The sequence below is a fragment of the Bacteroides sp. FSHCM14E1 genome, assembly GCF_019633785.1.
Taxonomy (GTDB): Bacteria; Bacteroidota; Bacteroidia; order Bacteroidales; family Bacteroidaceae; genus Bacteroides; species Bacteroides hominis.
On sequence record NZ_JADKYL010000004.1, the window covers coordinates 342,876 to 363,082 of the forward strand.

General features: G+C 36.9%; 19 protein-coding genes. 15 read left to right on the forward strand and 4 right to left on the reverse strand.

Features of this window, described 5'->3' with window-relative positions; translation table 11 throughout:
• Positions 1-102 precede the first annotated feature (102 nt).
• Positions 103-2,172 (reverse strand): transcription termination factor Rho, encoded by a 2,070-nt coding sequence (rho, locus tag ISX59_RS09045; RefSeq protein ID WP_032531699.1) that lies wholly within the window; start codon positions 2,170-2,172, stop codon positions 103-105.
• A 276-nt stretch (positions 2,173-2,448) separates the two neighbouring features.
• Here rho and ISX59_RS09050 point away from each other — a divergent pair, with 276 nt between their 5' ends.
• Positions 2,449-3,285: a 4Fe-4S binding protein gene (locus ISX59_RS09050; RefSeq protein ID WP_005807526.1), complete on the forward strand. Its 837-nt coding sequence runs from the start codon at positions 2,449-2,451 to the stop codon at positions 3,283-3,285.
• Positions 3,286-3,628: 343 nt separating this feature from the next.
• Here the strand turns inward: ISX59_RS09050 and ISX59_RS09055 are convergent, their stop codons facing one another.
• From ISX59_RS09055 to ISX59_RS09065, 3 genes are all read right to left on the reverse strand, one after another.
• Positions 3,629-4,501, reverse strand: a complete 873-nt coding sequence (locus ISX59_RS09055; RefSeq protein WP_220575832.1) for a DUF4373 domain-containing protein — start codon at positions 4,499-4,501, stop codon at positions 3,629-3,631.
• Between the two features lie 141 nt (positions 4,502-4,642).
• Positions 4,643-4,990, reverse strand: a complete 348-nt coding sequence (locus tag ISX59_RS09060) for an SH3 beta-barrel fold-containing protein (protein ID WP_032540027.1) — start codon at positions 4,988-4,990, stop codon at positions 4,643-4,645.
• Between the two features lie 67 nt (positions 4,991-5,057).
• Positions 5,058-5,291, reverse strand: coding sequence for a hypothetical protein (locus ISX59_RS09065; protein ID WP_032540026.1), 234 nt, complete (start codon positions 5,289-5,291; stop codon positions 5,058-5,060).
• 777 nt (positions 5,292-6,068) lie between these two features.
• Between ISX59_RS09065 and updY the strand changes: the two genes are divergently transcribed.
• The 14 genes from updY (at position 6,069) to wecB (ending at position 20,184) form a co-directional block, all read left to right on the forward strand.
• A complete protein-coding gene (gene updY / locus ISX59_RS09070) occupies positions 6,069-6,608 on the forward strand; it encodes a capsular polysaccharide transcription antiterminator UpdY (RefSeq protein ID WP_032540024.1) in 540 nt (179 codons plus the stop codon).
• Between the two features lie 58 nt (positions 6,609-6,666).
• Positions 6,667-7,152: a UpxZ family transcription anti-terminator antagonist gene (locus ISX59_RS09075; RefSeq protein WP_137570033.1), complete on the forward strand. Its 486-nt coding sequence runs from the start codon at positions 6,667-6,669 to the stop codon at positions 7,150-7,152.
• Positions 7,153-7,192: 40 nt separating this feature from the next.
• Positions 7,193-8,158: a Gfo/Idh/MocA family protein gene (locus ISX59_RS09080; RefSeq protein ID WP_022010956.1), complete on the forward strand. Its 966-nt coding sequence runs from the start codon at positions 7,193-7,195 to the stop codon at positions 8,156-8,158.
• An 18-nt stretch (positions 8,159-8,176) separates the two neighbouring features.
• Positions 8,177-9,301: a DegT/DnrJ/EryC1/StrS aminotransferase family protein gene (locus ISX59_RS09085; protein ID WP_032540048.1), complete on the forward strand. Its 1,125-nt coding sequence runs from the start codon at positions 8,177-8,179 to the stop codon at positions 9,299-9,301.
• Positions 9,302-9,308: 7 nt separating this feature from the next.
• A complete protein-coding gene (locus ISX59_RS09090; protein WP_032540049.1) occupies positions 9,309-9,881 on the forward strand; it encodes an acyltransferase in 573 nt (190 codons plus the stop codon).
• Between the two features lie 31 nt (positions 9,882-9,912).
• Entirely contained in the window at positions 9,913-11,202 is a 1,290-nt protein-coding gene (locus ISX59_RS09095) for a nucleotide sugar dehydrogenase (protein WP_032540050.1), read from the forward strand.
• Positions 11,203-11,397: 195 nt separating this feature from the next.
• The gene (locus tag ISX59_RS09100; protein WP_137570032.1) at positions 11,398-11,619 is read left to right on the forward strand and encodes a hypothetical protein; all 222 of its coding nucleotides are present in this window, start codon (positions 11,398-11,400) and stop codon (positions 11,617-11,619) included.
• Between the two features lie 208 nt (positions 11,620-11,827).
• Entirely contained in the window at positions 11,828-12,937 is a 1,110-nt protein-coding gene (locus ISX59_RS09105) for an N-acetyl sugar amidotransferase (RefSeq protein WP_137570031.1), read from the forward strand.
• Positions 12,934-14,115, forward strand: coding sequence for a glycosyltransferase (locus ISX59_RS09110; RefSeq protein WP_032541154.1), 1,182 nt, complete (start codon positions 12,934-12,936; stop codon positions 14,113-14,115). The genes ISX59_RS09105 and ISX59_RS09110 overlap by 4 nt, the downstream gene beginning before the upstream one ends.
• Positions 14,112-15,446, forward strand: coding sequence for an oligosaccharide flippase family protein (locus ISX59_RS09115; RefSeq protein WP_080715647.1), 1,335 nt, complete (start codon positions 14,112-14,114; stop codon positions 15,444-15,446). Before ISX59_RS09110 ends, ISX59_RS09115 begins: the two co-directional genes overlap by 4 nt.
• On the forward strand, positions 15,443-16,834 hold the full coding sequence (locus ISX59_RS09120; RefSeq protein WP_137570030.1) for an O-antigen polymerase: 1,392 nt from the start codon (positions 15,443-15,445) through the stop codon (positions 16,832-16,834). Before ISX59_RS09115 ends, ISX59_RS09120 begins: the two co-directional genes overlap by 4 nt.
• Positions 16,785-17,891 (forward strand): glycosyltransferase, encoded by a 1,107-nt coding sequence (locus ISX59_RS09125; protein ID WP_137570029.1) that lies wholly within the window; start codon positions 16,785-16,787, stop codon positions 17,889-17,891. Before ISX59_RS09120 ends, ISX59_RS09125 begins: the two co-directional genes overlap by 50 nt.
• Positions 17,888-19,117 (forward strand): glycosyltransferase family 4 protein, encoded by a 1,230-nt coding sequence (locus ISX59_RS09130; RefSeq protein WP_220575833.1) that lies wholly within the window; start codon positions 17,888-17,890, stop codon positions 19,115-19,117. The genes ISX59_RS09125 and ISX59_RS09130 overlap by 4 nt, the downstream gene beginning before the upstream one ends.
• Positions 19,114-20,184: a non-hydrolyzing UDP-N-acetylglucosamine 2-epimerase gene (wecB, locus tag ISX59_RS09135; RefSeq protein ID WP_122141824.1), complete on the forward strand. Its 1,071-nt coding sequence runs from the start codon at positions 19,114-19,116 to the stop codon at positions 20,182-20,184. The genes ISX59_RS09130 and wecB overlap by 4 nt, the downstream gene beginning before the upstream one ends.
• Positions 20,185-20,207: the final 23 nt, after the last annotated feature.

Consider the following 20,207-nt stretch of genomic DNA (forward strand, 5'->3'; position numbering starts at 1 on the left):
TATGCTTGTTTATGATGCATGTAGTGCAAAGCTAAATAAAAAGAGTGAGAATCAAACAGAATCTCACTCTTTTTTTTATGTTTTGTTCACAAAAGGACTTTTTTAACTGTTCATGCTCATCAGGAACTCGTCGTTGTCTTTGGTTTTTTCCAGTCGGTCTTTTACAAAGTCCATTGCTTCGATCGGGTTCATATCCGACAGGTACTTGCGCAGAATCCACATGCGGTCCAGTGTCTGTTTGTCGAGCAGCAGATCGTCGCGGCGTGTGCTCGATGCCACAATGTTGACAGCCGGGAAGATACGCTTGTTGCTCAGGTTGCGGTCGAGCTGCAACTCCATGTTACCTGTACCCTTGAACTCTTCGAAGATCACTTCGTCCATCTTAGAACCGGTGTCGATCAGGGCGGTAGCGATGATTGTGAGCGAACCTCCGTTTTCGATGTTACGGGCTGCTCCGAAGAAACGTTTCGGTTTGTGAAGTGCGTTTGCATCCACACCACCCGAAAGTACCTTGCCCGATGCCGGAGATACAGTGTTGTATGCACGTGCCAGACGTGTAATCGAGTCGAGGAAGATAACTACGTCGTGTCCGCACTCTACCAGTCTTTTGGCCTTCTCAAGAACGATGCCGGCTATTTTTACGTGGCGTTCGGCGGGTTCGTCGAATGTAGAAGCAATCACTTCGGCATTAACGCTGCGGGCCATGTCGGTAACTTCTTCCGGGCGCTCGTCAATCAGCAGCATAATCATATATACTTCCGGATGATTGGCAGCAATGGCATTGGCAATTTCTTTCATCAGGATGGTCTTACCCGTCTTAGGCTGGGCTACGATCAGTGCACGCTGTCCTTTACCAATGGGCGAGAAGAGGTCTACCACACGTGCCGACATGGAGTCGGAATAGCCACCTTTGCAAAGCTTGAACTTTTCGTCCGGGAAAAGCGGAGTAAGGTGGTCGAACGGCACACGGTCACGCACGAAAGCAGCGTCACGTCCGTTGATTTTAGAAACCTTCACCAATGGGAAGTATTTCTCACCCTCTTTGGGCGGACGGATTACACCTTCTACTACATCACCGGTTTTCAGTCCGAATAGTTTGATTTGTGATTGAGATACATAGATATCGTCCGGTGAAGAGAGGTAGTTGTAATCTGATGAACGGAGGAATCCGTAGCCATCCTGCATGATTTCCAATACACCGGTTCCGGTGAGGATATCATCGAATTCGTATGGTTTTTCGCGTTCAATCACACGGCGTTCCTGAACAGGAGCGGGCTCAGTTGCATTTTGTTGCGGCATGGGACGTTGTTGTACAGGAGGACGCTGGTTGTTGTTGCGCTGATTGTTATTATTGTTGTTATTATTGTTATTGCTGTAATTGTTGTTGTCGCGTGGGCGAATGACACGGGGACGTTGAGGTTGTGCAGCCGGTTCGGGAGTGGTGGTTACCGGTTCTGTTTTTGTTGATTCGAATTTGCCGAATAATTCGGTAGGCAGTTCTACTTTTTCTGAAGGCAGATCTTCGATGGGGATAAAATCATCATCTGCATCCATATCCGAGAGGATTGAGCTTTCTTCGTCTACAACGGTTGGTTTCGGTTTGAGGATCGGTTTGCTGATAGGGCGTTTTTCCGTTTCCGGTTGAGCAGCCGGCTTTTCTTCCTGTACCGCTGGGGCTGTTACAGGTTTGTCTGCTGTAACCTCTGCAGGTTTGGTTTCTGCTTCCACTGCGTTTTTGCGGGGACGTCCCGGTTTCTTTTTCGGAGTGGCATAAGGGGTCACCTTTATCGATTCTGCCGGAGTGGCGCTCGTTTCAGTACTCATCTCTTTAGTTGCTTCCTTAGTCGGTTCTGTTGTCTTAGCTTGTGCTTTGGTTGCAGGTGCGTTGGCATCTGTCTTGGTCAGTTCGCCATTTTTGGTAGAAGAGAAAACCTTGTCGGCGTTTTCCTTCTTTACTGTCACTCGAGAGCGTTTTTTCTTGTCTTCTTTACGTTCCTCTTTAAGTTTGTCAGCTGCTACTTTTTTAGTAGCTCCGGCTATAGCTTGTTCATCAAGGATTTTGTAGACAAGTTCTTCTTTCTTAAGTGAGTCTGTTTTTTTGATACCCAGTTCCTGGGCAATAGTTTGTAGTTCCGACAAATTTTTGTCGTTCAATTGGATAATGTTATACATACAGTATATGTGAGTTATTTAATATTTTAATTTTATTTGTTGAAATACGTACGGCCGAAGCTACGACGCAATGGCCGGAAGCTTAACAAACGCAACAGTTTTTATATGATGAATTTGGGATGTTTTGTTGAATCGGAAATCCGAGTTTCGTCTCCCGTTGGAGGATTATCGGAATGTTTCAACGCCGCAAAGATAATAAATAAATTTGGTTTTTATGATCGTTTACTCTTTTTTTCTTCATAAAAGTGTACCTTTGTTGCACAAAACATAACTATTATGACAGCAAACGAAGTCCATCTGATTTATTTCTCGCCTACCCACACCTCAAAACAAGTTGGAGAGGCAATTGTTCGTGGAACTGGAATAACAAATGTGATAAACACGAATTTAACACAACAGGCAGCTCAGGATTTAGTAATTACCGAATCTGCGTTAGCCATTATTGTCGTACCTGTATATGGAGGGCGTGTGGCTCCTCTGGCCATGGATCGTCTGGCAAGTGTACGCGGGAATAATACTCCGGCAGTTATCGTGGTGGTATATGGTAATCGCGCTTATGAAAAATCGTTGATGGAACTTGATTATTGGGCTATTCAACAGGGATTTAAGGTGATTGCCGGTGCAACCTTCATCGGAGAACATTCATATAGTACAGAGAAATATCCCGTAGCTGCCGGACGTCCTGATGAACGTGATCTTACTTTGGCAGCTGATTTTGGAAAGCAGATCTCGGATAAAATAGCATCTGCTGCCGAGCCGGAGAAGCTGTATGCAGTGGATGTCCGTAAAATCCGGCGTCCGCGCCAGCCTTTCTTTCCGCTGTTCCGTTTTTTGCGAAAGGTGATTGCTTTGCGTAAGAGCGGTGTCCCACTTCCGCGTACTCCTTGGGTAGAAGACGAATCCTTGTGTACTCATTGTGGTGCATGTGCGAAGATGTGTCCCGTGAGTGCTATTATAAAAGGTGACGAGTTGAATACGGATGCCGAACGCTGCATTAAATGCTGTGCCTGTGTAAAGGGGTGTCCTCAGAAAGCAAGAGTATACGATACTCCGTTTGCCGTACTGCTGTCACAATGCTTTGTTAAGCAGAAAGATCCTTGTACATTGCTTTAAAAAGGTCGGAGCACTGACTTTTAATCTTAATTTCCTCATTTTCTGGTTGGGTGTATCAGTGCTCTTCATTAACATTGTTAACGCCCTCTTCCGGCCATTTTATTCTTAGATGCAAATAACAAGTCTTTTGCATTTAAAACACTTGTTATTTGCATCCAAAGAACAAACTTTAACTCTGTGTTAAAGCAAAGCTTTTACCGACAGGAATCTTGTACATTAAAAGCGCTGTGTTTTAGTTTTTTAAGTACGCTCTTTGCTTCTTCGTTTCACTGAATCCCTTTCAGACCAAAAGTCTGTATACTTGCTTTTTTGTCAACTACAAATCGGAGACTAACACTTCCTGCTATCTTCTTTTCGCCTTGTTTAGCGCCGCTATCAGATACCTTCCTTTTGCCCCTATGTCACTCCAGCAAGTGTTGGCAATCAGCCGCCACACCGTCGTTCCCTTCCTTCCATAGTCCGACAGCCTGAGTATGGAGTTTACTTCCCCGGTGTCGGTAATGCTCAATCTCTTCAGCGTGTCCATCAGTCCCGGATAATTGTGTGTCATCGTATTGAAGGCGTATCCCGGTATCGGAAGAGAAGCGGAATCCTCCTTCCTTTCTTCCTCCTTCCCCTCGGGGGGAGCTGAGGGGGGTAATTCTTTATTTTCCTTTGCTTTACTTTGCTTTACTTTACTTTGTCCGGAATTGCATGCATTTTTTGCGTCAACGGCTACATGATGTACTACATTTTTCGGGTTAACAGGTGTTTTTTCCCCTTTGAACAGCTCCGGTTGCTGAATTTCCTGTGTTATAGAAGGAGTATCGGGTTTTCTGTTTTCCTTTTCCGGTTTTACTATCAGGTAGGGGAGTTCCGACAGTTCTCTCTTCCTTCGCTTCGTTGCCTCCAGCCATACCTTTTGTATGTTTTCTGAAGTCAGTATTCCGTTTTCCAGATAACTGTTTCTGTCCAGTATCCCTTTGATAAAGAGAATTTCGATAATTCCCTGCACCTCCTCGGCCTGCACTTCCCTTCCTGCCTTGTTGGCAAAGATCAGGCACTGCTCCTCATCCCACCGTATGAAGTATCCCTCCTTGTATATTTTGCAAAGGAGCTTCAGTACGATTGCGGGGCCTTTGATTCCGTATTTTGCCTCTATCACTTCCATTGCGTTCTCTTCCATGAAGTTTACGCCCATCGAGAAATAGTTGATCCCGTCGTATGCTATTGCCATTGTATTTTCAAATTAATCGTTTGTACTTTCAATAAAACATTCATCACAAATTACCCCGGATTCCCAAAGACGTTTTCACTTGATTCCTCAAAATAGAAATCATTCATCTGTGAAAATCCGTGTAATTCTGTGGTGCCCACCCTATGCCATCGGCCTCCATTCCATGAAGTTCTCCACCTGGAATGTCGTCCACCGCTGTTCATCCACATTCCAGTAGACTACGGTGCCTTCTATTTTTGTGGGATCATACTTTTTGTGGAATTCCGCTTCGTAATAGATCAGTGTCGCTTTCACCAGCCGGAAATCTCCGTTCTGCTTCCGGTAAGCAATGACTGCGTGCCCGTATTGCAAGTGGTCTGTTAACTCTTCCAGGCGTTCCGCCATCCATTCCGCACACTGCTCGGTATATCCTTTCTCAAAGACAATTCGTCTCTTCCATCTCAGTTTCATGGCTTCAGTTTGTGATGCCGGTCTTTTTTTTCGTTTCATACGTATATTTTTTAAGTTGATAAAATGTTATCGCCACGAAGATAGGGGGCGTTTCATGTAAGACGGATTATGATAATTCATTGTGCGTATTTTTGCGGATGATGGCTTTGTGCGGTTTGCCTTTTTCCATTTCTTCCCAAATGCTGCTGATATAGACTAATATTGAACTGATGGATAATGGTTTAAATACTCCGTTTTTAATATTTCCGATTAGTCTTTTTTCATTGATGTAGCGTGCGAGTGAAGCCTGACATGTATTGATATTTTGTATATTCGCATCCTCTATGTAGGCTTCTATCAACGCTTTGATAAGTTCTCCTTTATGCGAAATTATTCCACGTATCGGTATTCCTTTCTTTCTGCCTCTTGTTTCTTTAACTGGTTCTGTAATAGTTGATTGCGTTTTGCTAATAGCGTTTTTTTACACTTTTGTCTACGGCTTGAAATAATCCTTTTTCTTTGTCCATAATTTCTTTTATTTTGTTAATAACTAAATGTTGTTAATTTGTTGCAAAGGTAGAAAGGAATCTATCGGTAGGCAAGTAAAGATAGAATTAAGGAGAAAATGAACCTTATGATTAGATAACTATTTGATATATAGTATTATATTTGGTGAAAAAGTGAGTGTTTCAATAGACGTTCGTTTAATTGAACGCAAAGATAGAGGGTATTTTTAGAACTACAAAATGTTTAATAAAAAAAATAATATTCCTCTTTCACTTATTACATTAATGCACTAATATATAGTTGTTTATGAATTAATAAAAAACTATTTATTATCTGTCTGATTTTGTTTGTCTGATACTTTTGATTTATTTACAAAAAAGGTGTTTCAAAAGACGAACGTCTATTGAAACATTTCTGCTTCATAATACGCTTGTTTACAAAATCTAAGATCAAAAATTTCCTGCTTCTTTATGAAGATGGTCTTTTTTGCTCTGAATCCCTTTTCAAACCGTCTCTCCTGCGATAGGGGAGTACCTGATGAAATGATATACGCTGCAAGGCAAATAACAGAATTAGCAAACTTGACCGGAAGGTATTTCACTACCCCGGTGTCCCCCAATCATATCCTTTCGTGAACAAGAGTATTGATAAATCCTGGTACGCCTTTCGTATCACCTATAGTCGTGAGCTTGCCTTTAAGGAATACCTGGACTCCCGTGGAGTGAAGAATTTTCTTCCCATGCGCTACGAATACGTATTCCGTGGTGAGCGTAAGATCCGCAAACTGGTTCCTGTTGTTCACAACCTGGTTTTTGTTTATGCCACCCGCAGTGAGGTTGACGAAATGAAATCCACTGTCGGTGCTTCTCTCCCTATTCGTTATATCATGGACCGTGAGACCCGTCAACCCATTACCATTCCTGAAGTCCAGATGCGTAGTTTTATTGCTGTTGCCGGTAATTACGATGAACAGGTTGTTTATCTGGATCCTTCCGCCGTTTCCATGAAGAAGGGAGACCGTGTCCGTGTCACCGGTGGCATCTTTGAGGGTGTCGAGGGTGAGTTTGTCCGTATTAAAGGTGACCGCCGTGTGGTGGTTTCCATCCAGGGGGTTATGGCAGTTGCCACTGCTTTCATTCATCCCTCTTTAATCGAGCTAATAAAGAATTAAAAACTCAGTGAACTCTGTACCCTCTGTGGTGCATATTCCAATACGTAAATAAATCACCATGTTGTCTTTGCAATCAGAAATCGATTCTTTGTGCGCTGTTTCGCACGAACTTCTCCATTTAGGTCTGGATGGCGAACCCATCTACTCCGACCGTTTCCGTCAGTTAAATACGGATGTGTATCATCGTTGTGAGCATCTTTTCGGTTCGCACGGACGTACTCTTGAAGAGGAAGCTTCTCTTTGTATCGCTTTGTTGACCGGCTATAATGCTACCATTTATAATCACGGTGATAAGGAAGATAAAATCCAGTCGGTTCTCAATCGTAGTTGGGATATCTTGGATACACTTCCCGTCTCGCTGTTGAAATGCCGTTTGTTGGTAGCTTGTTACGCCGAGGTCTTTGATGAAGAGTTGGCGGCGGAGGCACACGCAATAATAGACGGTTGGAAGGATCGGGAATTGACGAGGGAAGAGTTTGAGATGGTGGAGCATTTAAAGAGTTTGGAGGAAAATCCGTATCCGAATACGGATATAGGATATTAGTGTATATAACTAAGAATTCTCATAAATAATTAAATAATCAATGAAAAATTTTGCATTAATCGGAGCAGCTGGCTATATTGCTCCTCGTCATTTACGTGCTATCAAAGATACGGGAAACCGTTTGGTTGCAGCTTATGATACTTTTGATAGCGTCGGAATCATGGATAGTTTCTTTCCGGAATCTTCCTTTTTTGTGGAACAAGAACTTTTCGACCGACATTGTACAAAATTAAAAGGTACTGACAAACAGATTGATTTTGTATCTATTTGTACTCCGAATTATTTACATGATGCACACATGCGTTATGGGCTTCGATTGGGTGCTGACGTAATTTGCGAAAAGCCTTTGGTCTTGAATCCATGGAATGTTGATGCACTTCAAGAAGTCGAAAGAGAAACAGGGCATCATATTTATACTATTCTCCAACTTCGTTTGCATCAATCTATCATAGATTTAAAGAAGAAGATAGAGAATGGCCCTCAAGATAAGATTTATGATGTAGATCTAACTTATATTACTTCTCGTGGCAATTGGTATTATACAAGTTGGAAAGGGGATGTGCATAAAAGTGGTGGTATTGCTACTAATATCGGTGTTCATTTTTATGATATGCTTTCGTGGGTCTTCGGTCCTGTGAAAAAGAATATAGTTCATGTATATACACATGATCGTGCTGCTGGTTATCTTGAATTGGAAAAAGCACGTGTTCGTTATTTTTTGAGTATCAATTCTGAAAATCTTCCTGAAAATGCAGTACAAGGTGAGAAACTTACCTACCGTACTATTAATATTGATGGAGAAGAGTTTGAGTTTAGTAAGGGATTTACTGAACTACACACAGAAAGTTATAAAGATATTTTGGCAGGTAATGGCTTTGGCATTGAAGATGCACGTAATGCTATTAATATTGTTTACGATATCCGTCATGCTGAGCCAATTGGTTTAAAAGGAGATTATCATCCTTTGGCAAAACTTCCTTTGTCAAAGCATCCGTTTGGCTGGTAATAAAGTACAGATATAATTATGAAACTTCAAATGGTTGATCTTCACGGTCAATATCTTAATATTAAATCGGAAGTGGATGCCGGTATTCGGCAGGTTATTGAAACTTCCGCTTTTATCAATGGTCCGCAGGTCAAGGAGTTTGCGAAGAACCTGAAGGCTTACATGGGTAGCAAGTATGTGATAACTTGTGGTAATGGTACAGATGCACTTCAAATAGCTTTAATGGCATTGGATTTGAAACCCGGTGATGAAGTGATTGTTCCTGCTTTTACCTATGTTGCTTCTGCCGAGGTGATCGGATTATTAGGGCTGATTCCTGTGATGGTGGATGTGGATTATGCTACCTTCAATGTAACGGTTTCCAATCTGGAAAAGGCTTTGAGTCCTAAAACTAAAGCGATTATTCCGGTGCATCTGTTTGGCCAGTCTTGTGATATGGAACCTATTATGCAGTTTGCCAAACAGCATGGTATTTATGTGATTGAAGACAATGCTCAGGCCATTGGAGCAGTATATACTTTCTCTGATGGTAGAAAGAAGCATACGGGAGCTATCGGTCACATAGGCTGTACTTCTTTTTTTCCTTCTAAAAATCTGGGATGTTATGGTGACGGTGGAGCTATTTTTACGGATGACGATGAATTGGCAGAACGTTTGCGCATGATTGCCAATCATGGACAACAAGTGAAGTATCATCATAAAGTCATCGGATGTAATTCCCGTTTGGATACTCTTCAGGCTGCGATACTCAATGTTAAATTGAAACACTTGGATGAATATAGCCATGCCCGTCATGAAGCGGCACAATATTACACTTTCCAGTTGCAGGGGGTGAAAGGGATTATTACTCCCGAGGAACTTCCTTTAAGTACTCATGTCTACCACCAATATACTTTAAAAGTACTGGATGGCAAACGTGACGTGCTAAAGCAGCATCTTGCTGATGCGGGTATTCCGAGTATGATTTATTATCCGTTGCCTTTGCAGCAACAGGAGGCTTTTCAGACTATCGCACGTGCAGCAGAACCATTAGATACTGCTGAAAAACTGGCATATTCAGTTCTTTCTCTCCCCATTCATACCGAACTATCTACTGAACAACAGGATTTAGTCATCAATAGTATAAAAGATTTTTTTAAATAAATATTCCATGCAAGATTATTTTGCTCATGAAACAGCAATTGTCGATGACGGTTGCCGGATCGGTGCGGGCACAAAGATATGGCATTACAGCCATATAATGACGGGATGTGTGCTTGGTGAACGATGCAATATCGGTCAGAATGTGGTAATTTCTCCAGATGTGGTTTTAGGAAATAATGTCAAAGTACAGAATAATGTATCGGTTTATACAGGTGTTACTTGTGAAGATGATGTTTTTCTCGGTCCTTCTTGTGTCTTTACCAATGTGATAAATCCCCGTAGTGCTGTCAATCGTAAATCAGAATATACAAAGACTCGTGTTGGTAAAGGAGCTACAATAGGTGCTAATGCTACTATTGTATGCGGACATGATATAGGTGAGTATGCTTTTATCGGTGCCGGTGCAGTGGTTACTAAAACAGTTCTTCCTTATGCTCTCTTGGTGGGCAATCCTGCCCGTCAGATAGGTTGGATAAGTGAGCATGGTCATCGATTGGAATTTAATGATATGGGTATTGCTGTGTGTGCTGGAAGTAAAGGGCGTTATCAGCTAAAAGACGGTAGGGTCATAAAGATATAGTTTGTAATTCATAATTAGTAATAAATCAATCATGTACAATAAATTAGTAAACAAAAATGCTAAATTGGCTTTGGTAGGTCTAGGTTATGTAGGGCTTCCTATAGCCTTGGAGTTTGCCAAGAAAATATCAGTTATAGGTTTTGATATAAACGAGGACCGCTTGGCGAAAATGCGTGAAGGAATTGATCCATGCGGTGAATTGGATAGTTCTGCTTTTAAGAATGTAGATATCGAATTTACTTCCTCTATTGAAAAGTTGAAAGAAGCTTCTTTCTTCATAGTGGCTGTTCCTACACCAATTGATAAATATAATAAACCGGATTTAACTCCATTGCTGGGTGCTTCCCGTTCTGTAGCCAAAGCTTTGAAGCCGGGAGATTACATAGTTTATGAATCTACAGTTTATCCGGGTTGTACGGAAGAGGATTGCCTTCCTGTTTTAGAAGAGGTTAGTGGCTTGAAAGCTGGTATTGATTTTAAATATGGTTATTCTCCTGAACGTATTAATCCTGGTGAGAAAGTACATACACTTCCTAATACTATTAAAATAGTTTCCGGTTGTGATCCAGAGGCTTTGGATATAGTTGCTAGAGTTTATGAATTAGTTGTAAAACCAGGAGTTCATCGTGCTCCAAATGTAAAAGTTGCTGAAGCTGCTAAAATCATTGAAAATACTCAGCGTGATGTCAATATTGCTTTGATGAACGAACTATCTATTATTTTCAGTCGTATCGGAATTAATACTTACGATGTATTAGAGGCAGCCGGTACTAAATGGAACTTCTTGAAATTTTATCCAGGATTAGTCGGAGGACATTGCATTGGTGTTGATCCTTATTATTTGGTTCAAAAAGCCAGTGAACTGAAATATCATTGTCAGATAATCAGTGCAGGGCGGTATATCAATGATAGTATGGGAGGATATATTGCCAAGAAGCTTGTGAAACGTTTGATTTCTTTAGGTAAAGGTGTATTAGGTGCTCGTGTTTTAGTGATGGGAGTTACTTTTAAAGAAAATGTAGCGGACATTCGTAATTCTAAGGTTGTAGATATTGTCAATGAATTGAAAGATTTTGGTTGCGATGTGGACGTTGTTGATCCATATGCAGACAGTGATGAAGTACGCAGAGAATATGGATTTCGTTTAGTAGAGAAACCAAGGGATAATTATGATGCGGTAATTGTTGCCGTAGCACATGATGAATATAAAAATTTAGAGGAGAAGTATTTTAAAAATATGACCTATGATCATGCTGTACTTGTAGATATTAAGGGGATGTATCGGGAAAAAATACATGAGTTAAAATATTGGAGCTTATAAGCTCTTCTATCAATTATTGGGATGAAAAAAATACTGATTTATATTGTTTGCTTATTTGTTTCCTGCTCAGATGATCCTATTTCTGAGAAAAATTGGAATATTAATGAACAAATAATTTCTCTTAATAACTATATAAGTTATGATGTGGTTTCTAATTCTTTTTGGATAAAATATTTTAATTAATATATTAAAAATATGTATCAGTATGCTTTTTCTCCCAATAAATCTCATTTGATTTATTCTACAATAGCTTTTGGAGATGAACTGGAAATTATTATTATGGGAAAAGGACAGATAACAAATGATGATGAAATACAAATGTATCCTTCTATTAATGATAATGGAGATGTGGAGATATTGTTTATCAAGCAGGAAATAAAAAAACTTTCCATACTATGGGTGGGATGCTTTCGCTAATGACAAATCAAAACAAGATGCTATTGTTCCTCTACCTATGATATTACCCGATTTTGACTCGCAGGAAAGATGCTGTTATTATTCTGTACAACCGGTTATATCAGATGTTTGTGAAATCAGTAGAGATTATTTCAATAAAGACTTTTCTAAAAATTATAAACTTGACTTTAAATTGAAGATAGTAAATTATTTTTTTAATTAATATAAGATGGAAGAATATAAAAGATGTACGCGTTGTGTAATGGATAATAAATCAGATGAAACTATAACATTTGATAAGCATGGACGATGTAATTATTGCACAGATGCATTAAATCTGATTGGAAAGGTCTACTTTCCTAATGCGGAAGGTGAACAGAAGTTGCGTCAAATGATTGAAATGCTTAAATATGAAGGAAAGGGAAAACAGTATGACTGCTTAATGGGAATATCCGGAGGGTTAGATTCTGCATATTTAGCCTATTTAGGTTCTGTGAAATGGGGATTAAGAATATTGGCTGTCCATGTGGACGATGGCTATGATACAGAGTTAGCAACATCTAATATAAAAAACTTATGTGAAGCCTGTGGTATTGAACTGATGGTAGAAGCTCCTGATTCGGAGCAATTTAATGCTATGACAAAGGCTTTTATAAAAGCTGAGGTTCCTAACATTGCAATACCTCAAGATAATATTTTGTTTGCCTGCTTATACAATTATGCACGTAAATATAAGGTTTACAATTTTTTATCAGGTGGAAATTTTGCCTTGGAGTGTGTATTGCAGAAAGGTAATACTTATGAGGTTTTTGATATGATCCATAATAGGGATATACAGAAAAAGTTTGGTTCAAAACCTGTTGATAAACTGACATTTTTATCATCTTATCAAAGGATTGTGGATGCCTATTTATATAAAATAAAAAGCTTACGTCCTTTAAATTATATTGATTATAATAAAGAACGTGCAATTCATGAATTGAATGATTTTTGTGGATTTACATATTATGAAGCAAAACATTTGGAAAATATATTAACGAAAGTGACCCAGCTATACTGGTTTTATCATAAGTTCCATGTAGATAAAAGAACATCTCACTTATCTAGTTTAATTGTTTCAGGACAAATGTCTAGAGAACAGGCGTTAGCAGAGTTGGAGAAGCCTGTTTACGATAAAAATAAGATGGAAAAAGATATTGAATTTGTTTTGAAGAAAATAGAGATGTCTCGAGAAGAGTTTGAAGAGCTTATAAATAGACCTGGGAAACAACATTCAGATTATAAAATAGATCGTTTTCTGCCTTTTTTGCATAAAGTAAAGACTTTTCTGATTAAATGAGTGGTGAAAATAAAAAAGTTATCAAAATAGTACCTACCTATTTTGAACATGAAACCAGAGACCTAAAAGAGATTTCAGTTTTAAATAGCTTAGGATGTAATGTTATTGTGGTTGCGAAAGGAGATAATGCTATAATAACTGAGAGTTCCTCTTATACCTTGCATCGACTTGTTTCTAGGCCTTTGATGCCGTTTATTGCAAATCCATTCCTGAATAGACTTTTTTCTCTTTGTATATGGGTTCGATATATCAGAAAATTGCAGGGGGAATTACTGAGTTGTCATGATTTGATTTGTTTATGTATTGGTTGGTTATCTACTCTTGGCTTGCGTAAAAAACCTTTGCTGGTTTATGATTCTCATGAATTTGAGTATGGGCGAAATTGTAAGCGAAATTTTATTGTAAAGTTATTTGTTAAAGCATTAGAATGTTTTTTATGTAAGAGGACTGTCCTTAATATTGTTGTAAATGATTCTATTGCAGATGCAATACAAAATCTTCATCGTTTGAAAAATAGACCTTTGGTGGTTCGGAATGTTCCTTCGTATTGGAATATAGATGTAAATAGATGTATATTGAAAAGAAGAAAAATATGTGAGGAATATAACATCCCAATTGAACGTTTTATTTTAATGTATCATGGAGCGATTACAGATGGGCGTGGCATTGAAAATGCAATTTATGCAGTTGCGAATGTTCAAAATGCTTGTTTGTTAATTTTGGGAAATGGAGAAAAAAAATATGTTTCACGCCTTGAGGCTATGATTTCTTCTTTGCAATTGAAAGAAAAAGTATTTTTTCACCCAGCCGTAGAGCATTCAATGTTGTGGGAATATATTGGTAGTGTCGATGTGGGACTCTCTGTTTTGTTAAATACTTGCGTAAACCATTATTATGCTTTACCTAATAAGCTATTTGAATCTATTCAAGCGATGATCCCACTCATAGTCAGTGATTTTCCTGAGATGGAAAGGATTGTAAAAATGTATGATATTGGAGTTTGCTGTAAATCAGATGATGTGAATAGTTTAGTAGAAGCTATACAACTAATGAATAAGGATAAAGTATTATATTCTCGTTTTAAAGCAAATATGCAAGATGCCAAGAAAGAATTGTGTTGGGAAAATGAAAAAGGTATTTTAGAGGAAGCTTATCGGTCGATATTAGTGGGTATATGAAAGTAGCGATACGGATTAAAAGAAAGATTGACAGCTCGCCGTTTTTGAAAAGCGTTGTAGTCTTGTTTTCAGGAAATGTCTTTGCTAATTTAATTTCATTTTTATCTATCCCGATCCTTAGTCGGATCTATTCAGATACAGCTTTTGGAGATTATGCAATTGTTATCTCTACTGCTACAATTGTTAACGGTATTTCAACATTAGGATTAACTTCAGCCATAATGATACCGGTGGAAGAAAATAAAGCCAAATCAGTTTTTACTACAGCATGGATTTCTCATATATTGGTTAGTACTTTTTGCTTTGTTCTTGCACTGACTTTATTACCTGTTTATTCTATTTATTCTATTACAGGGTCTTATTCTTTACTATTGATGTATCTTTATGTACTTCTTGTTGGTACCTTCTCTTTGTTGTCGGTTTATGCAAATCGGTTAAGAAAAAATCGGATCTTATTTTGGAATGCAATGATAAATTCATTGGCATTGCTCTGTTTAGCAATTCCTTTTGGTTTATGGGGGTGGGGAGGGACTGGCTTCTTGATGGCATCTACCGGTGGATACTTAGTGGCAAATATACAAATGCTATATCATATGAATCCATTTAAGAAAATAGCTTATAGGGATTGTGTATCTGTTTATAAAGATTTTAAGGACTTTATTATATATCAGTTTCCTTCTAATTTAATATCAACTTTTACGATTCAGCTACCTAATCAATTGTTTTCTGCCTATTTTGGTAATGCTTCATTAGGAGGTTATGCTATGTGTGAAAGAATATTGGGGGTTCCGATGCGTTTGATAGGTGCTCCTATTACAACTATCTATTTTCGTCATTCTTCTGAATGCATAAGAGAGTGTAAGGATATATCTGGGTTTACTTATATTTTGATTACACGTATTTTGATATTAGCTTTTTTACCTGTATTGATTTTATTTTCTTGTTCGGAAGTATTATTTACCTTTATTTTAGGAGATTCATGGTTGCTTGTTGGCAAAATTGTATCTATTTTAATATTTCCGTATGTGCTGTTGTTTTGTTCAAACTGTGTTAGCTATTGTTTGGTTGTAATTGGAAAGCAGAAAATAAACTTGTATCTTTCTTTACTTTATTTAATGTTGATCGTTGCATCTGTTGTGTCTGGATTTTATGTTTTTAGTGACTTTGTTTCGGTTGTGATATGCTTTGCGGTAGCATTGATTGTATTTAATCTATTGAATTTATTAGTTATATTTTATTATCTTAGGAAAGATTTTGGAAGGTTTGTAAGATTCATTGGAATTTATTTGCTGTCAATATACTTAGGTCTTATTTTAATAAAATATTTATGACGGCAATTTTTATAGTCGTTTTTTCAGTTATTTATTTATTGGTGCTATATAACTTTTATATAGCGATTTGTGGACGAATTAGGGTTTTTACTATTACATCTTTTTTTTGTTTATGTTACATATCTTTTGCTTATATCGGTAGTATTCTATTGAATATTATGCATTTTGAGGCTGAAGATTATTTGGGTATGTATGCCCGTCCTGATATTTTTTTCCTTGTTTGGGTATTTACTTTGTTAGGTTTACTGTTCTTGTTATTAGGCTTTGCGATAGCAAATATCGTATTTAAAAATATTTGTTATCCCAGAAAAAATAGAGATCTACAATTAATTAAAGTTTCAATTAGCTGTTTTGATAATTCAAATAAAAATTTCTTTGTTATTTTATTTCTTTTTATTTTAAGTTTCTTTGTTTTGCTTGTTTATAGAAATGCAATTGGAGGATTTCCATTGGAATCTGTTTTCTCTGCTGATAATGGAGCTGCACTTGCCTTTTTGAGAAGTGAGGCTACTAATAATTTTTCTGGGAAATTTTATAGATATGTAATGTTTATGGAGACATTACCTTTGTTTTTATTTATAGTTGTTTCTTTTATAAAAAGTTGTAAGAAGAAAAAATGGCAATATTTATATATAGCTTTGTTTCTTTATAATCTTTTTTATTCATTATCTACTATACAAAAGGCGCCTATCCTTAAATTTTTATTGTTATGTTGCATTATCTTCTTTTATAAAAATGGATTTATTAATAAGAAGATAATATTAAAATTGGTCGTTTTTTCGTGTGGTTTAGTTTTGATAATGTATATGTGTTTTATGGGGTTGGAGGATGCTCCTATTGAAGTTATTATTGAAGGGGCTCTACATCGGGTCTTTATTGGCGCAATTCATCCTTTTTATTGGTATATAAAGTATGCGGAAGAGTTCGGATTTTTGTATGGAATTTCTTTCCCAAATCCAGCGGGAATATTTCCTTTTGAATCATTTCGCTTAACTGTAGAAATTATGAATTATGCGAAAGGAGATCTTTTAGGGGATTTAGTAGGTTCAATGCCTACTGTCTACATTGGAGAAATGTATATAAACTTTGGGTTGTATGGATTAATATTAGCCAGTATAATGTTTGGTTTTGCATTACAAACATTGGATATTTTATTTGTTAGATCTCTTTTAGTGAGTAAGAGTGTTATATTTTCAAGTTTATATATATATATGATTTATTATTTCTCACAATTTGCGGAAACAGGAATAAGCGGAATAATAGTAGATACTAATTTTTATATGGTTTTGTTTATATCATTTATTTATTGCTTGATAAATAGGTGTAATTTGAGAGGACATGGGAAAAAGGAAGGTTTGTCACGTTACAAGTGTGCATCCAGCAGATGATATCAGAATATTCCACAAGGAATGCGGTTCTTTAAGTAATGCAGGTTACGAAGTTTATCTTGTGGCTCCTGAGATATTGAATCATATAAGAAATGGTATTCAAATTATAGGAGTACTCAATAAGCCTGTTAGTCGTTTACAGCGTATCTTGTTCTATACCAAACGTGTTTATAAGAATGCATTATGGGTTAATGCAGATATATATCATTTGCATGATCCGGAATTACTTCTTTATGCATTGTTATTGAAAAAAAAAGGAAAGATAGTCATTTTCGATTCTCATGAAGATATTCCTCGTCAAATATTGTCAAAAGAATGGATTCCTTTCTTTATCCGTAAATTTATATCTTTCTCATATACTAAATATGAAAAGTTTATATTGAAACAACTTGATGCTATTGTAACTGTAAATCAAGATATAGCTTCTAGATTGGTTCAATATAATAAGCGTACATATGTTGTTTCCAATTATCCTGTATTTAGGAATAATGTAGAAAGAAGTTCCGTGATGGAAAGGACTATTGGTTTTGCAGGTAATATAAAGCAAGAGTATATGCATGAGAATATCCTTATTGCATTAACTAATTTGGGAAATGTCCGTTATTTATTGGCTGGTAATGCTGAGGAGGGTTATTTAAAACAACTTCAAACTTTTAAAGGATGGGATTTTGTCGATTTCTACGGACGGATATCAAAAGAAAAAGTATTACTCCTTTATGATAAAATTGCTATTGGTATGGCTATTCATGATTATACTTTAAATGTTGGAGGGAAGAAGGGAGGTCTAGGTTTTATTAAGAATTTTGAATATATGGAAGCAGGAATACCTTTAGTCTGTACAGATTTTGATATTTGGAAAGAAATAGTTGAAGAGTATTATTGTGGAATATGTATAAATCCTCATGATGTAAATAGTATAACTGGTGCTATACAATATTTAATAGATAATCCTGTTATTGCTCGTAAAATGGGAGATAACGGTCGTAGGGCAGTGAAAGAAAAATTTAATTGGAAAACACAAGAGGAGATACTTTTGCAATTATATGATAGTTTATGAATATACTTCTTATTAATCATTATGCTGGATATCCAAATTTAGGAATGGAATATCGTCCTTATTATCTTTCTAAAGAATGGGTAAGGATGGGGCATCAGGTTAGAGTTTTGGCCGCTAATTATTCTCATTTAAGGATTAAGCAACCTTTAGATAGCTTTAGTGTAATAGATGGCATACATTATCGTTGGATATCAGCAGGAAGGTATAGCGGAAATGGTGCTAAGCGTGTATGTTCAATGTTTGGTTTTGTTCTTAAATTAAGGTTGTATTTCCGGAACTATCTCGATGGTTTTATTCCAGATCTTGTAATTGCATCATCTACTTATCCATTAGATATCTATCCAGCTCATAAAATAGCCCAATATTATCATGCAAAACTTATTTATGAGGTACATGACTTGTGGCCATTATCTCCAATTGAAATAGGAGGGTATTCTAAATATCATCCCTTCATTGCATTGTTGCAAAAGGCAGAAAATGATGCATATAAATTTAGTGATAAAGTTATATCGTTACTTCCAAATGCATGTTCACATATGGTCTCTCATGGAATGGATGCAAATAAATTTGTTTATATTCCCAATGGGTATGATCCGGAAGAGTGGACATCTCAATGTGATCTTTCGCCTTTACATATGCAATTTATTTCCGAATTGAAAAATAAGGGGAAAAAGGTTATTGGTTATGCAGGTGGCCATGCGAAATCGAATGCATTGGATTATTTGTTGGATGCAATGAAAATAGTCTTTGATAAAAACCAGAATATAGTATGTCTTTTGGTTGGTAATGGGCAAGAAAAGGCACGTTTAGTAGAACGTGTTCAAAAAGAATGTATTAAGAATGTTTATTTTCTGGATCCAGTACCTAAAAAAGAAATACCTGAATTATTAAATCAGATGGATATATTATATATTGGTTGGGAGAAAAACCCATTATATCGTTTTGGTATATCTCCTAATAAGTTAATTGATTATATGATGTCTAGGAAACCGATATTGCATTCGGTTTGTGCCGCAAATGATTGGGTGAAGGAAGCTGACTGTGGAATTACAGTGGATGCAGAGTCGCCACGAGAAATAGCAGCAGGTATTATAAAAATGTTTTCATTTACAAATGCAGAGTTAATTAGTAAAGGGTGTAGAGGGAGAAAATTTGCAGAAGAAAATTTAAGTTATCCTTTTCTTGCAAAAAAAATTGTAGAAGAATATATAAATAATAGAGTATGAAAATAGTGACAATTATAGGGGCTCGTCCTCAATTTATAAAAGCAGCTGTTGTTAGCCGGATGTTTTTGGTGTCTAAAAATGTGGAAGAAATTATTATACATACAGGTCAGCATTTTGATGCTAATATGAGCGATATCTTTTTTTGTGAAATGTGTATTCCTAAGCCACATTATAATCTAAATATAAATAGTTTGAGTCACGGGGCAATGACTGGCCAGATGTTGGAGAAAATAGAAAAAATTTTAGAAAAAGAGCAACCTGATTGGGTGTTGGTATATGGTGATACAAATTCTACTATTGCTGGTGCATTAGCTGCGAAGAAATTACATATAAAAGTTGCTCATGTAGAAGCAGGACTTCGTTCTTTTAATATGAATATGCCTGAAGAAATAAATCGTATTTTGACAGATCGCATCAGTGATATTCTTTTTTGTCCTACAGATAAAGCAATGGAAAATTTGTTGAGCGAAGGGTATGCTAATATAAAATGTAAAATGATAAATAATGGAGATGTAATGCAAGATGCAGCAATATTCTATGCGAGCAAATGCAAAAAACCTTCAATAGGTTTGCTGGATAGGTTTATATTATGTACCGTTCATCGTGCTGAAAATACAGATAGCCCTGAGCGTTTAAAAAGCATTTTTGCTGCTTTAGAAAATATATCTCAGAAGTGCGAGGTCGTTTTACCACTTCATCCGCGTACCAAGAGTAAATTGATTAAAATAGGGTATGATTTCTCTCATTCTAATATATGCTTTATTCAACCTGTCGGATATTTGGAGATGGTATGGCTATTGAAGAATTGTGAAATAGTAATGACTGATAGTGGAGGACTTCAGAAAGAAGCTTATTTCTTTGGGAAGTATTGCGTTACAATGCGTGATGAAACTGAATGGATAGAGTTGGTAGATAATGGTTTTAATTGTTTGGTAGGCAGTGATAAGAAACAAATAGAAGAAAGTTGCTTTTTATTGATGACTACACCTAAAAAAGGATTTGAAAATCGCTTATATGGAAATGGTGATGCTGGGAATAAGATATTAGAAGCCTTGTTGTTAGCGTAAATGATAAGAATCCTATAAATGAT

Excerpts from the sequence above, each read along its gene's own strand:
- ISX59_RS09080 (WP_022010956.1), top strand. The coding sequence starts at position 7,193 with ATGAAAAATTTTGCATTAATCGGAGCAGCTGGCTATATTGCTCCTCGT.
- ISX59_RS09100 (WP_137570032.1), top strand. The coding sequence starts at position 11,398 with ATGTATCAGTATGCTTTTTCTCCCAATAAATCTCATTTGATTTATTCT.
- ISX59_RS09085 (WP_032540048.1), top strand. The coding sequence starts at position 8,177 with ATGAAACTTCAAATGGTTGATCTTCACGGTCAATATCTTAATATTAAA.
- ISX59_RS09125 (WP_137570029.1), top strand. The coding sequence starts at position 16,785 with ATGGGAAAAAGGAAGGTTTGTCACGTTACAAGTGTGCATCCAGCAGAT.
- ISX59_RS09120 (WP_137570030.1), top strand. The coding sequence starts at position 15,443 with ATGACGGCAATTTTTATAGTCGTTTTTTCAGTTATTTATTTATTGGTG.
- ISX59_RS09105 (WP_137570031.1), top strand. The coding sequence starts at position 11,828 with ATGGAAGAATATAAAAGATGTACGCGTTGTGTAATGGATAATAAATCA.
- ISX59_RS09115 (WP_080715647.1), top strand. The coding sequence starts at position 14,112 with ATGAAAGTAGCGATACGGATTAAAAGAAAGATTGACAGCTCGCCGTTT.
- ISX59_RS09130 (WP_220575833.1), top strand. The coding sequence starts at position 17,888 with ATGAATATACTTCTTATTAATCATTATGCTGGATATCCAAATTTAGGA.
- ISX59_RS09050 (WP_005807526.1), top strand. The coding sequence starts at position 2,449 with ATGACAGCAAACGAAGTCCATCTGATTTATTTCTCGCCTACCCACACC.
- wecB (WP_122141824.1), top strand. The coding sequence starts at position 19,114 with ATGAAAATAGTGACAATTATAGGGGCTCGTCCTCAATTTATAAAAGCA.
- ISX59_RS09110 (WP_032541154.1), top strand. The coding sequence starts at position 12,934 with ATGAGTGGTGAAAATAAAAAAGTTATCAAAATAGTACCTACCTATTTT.
- ISX59_RS09095 (WP_032540050.1), top strand. The coding sequence starts at position 9,913 with ATGTACAATAAATTAGTAAACAAAAATGCTAAATTGGCTTTGGTAGGT.
- ISX59_RS09055 (WP_220575832.1), bottom strand. The coding sequence starts at position 4,501 with ATGGCAATAGCATACGACGGGATCAACTATTTCTCGATGGGCGTAAAC.
- ISX59_RS09060 (WP_032540027.1), bottom strand. The coding sequence starts at position 4,990 with ATGAAACGAAAAAAAAGACCGGCATCACAAACTGAAGCCATGAAACTG.
- ISX59_RS09090 (WP_032540049.1), top strand. The coding sequence starts at position 9,309 with ATGCAAGATTATTTTGCTCATGAAACAGCAATTGTCGATGACGGTTGC.
- ISX59_RS09075 (WP_137570033.1), top strand. The coding sequence starts at position 6,667 with ATGTTGTCTTTGCAATCAGAAATCGATTCTTTGTGCGCTGTTTCGCAC.
- rho (WP_032531699.1), bottom strand. The coding sequence starts at position 2,172 with ATGTATAACATTATCCAATTGAACGACAAAAATTTGTCGGAACTACAA.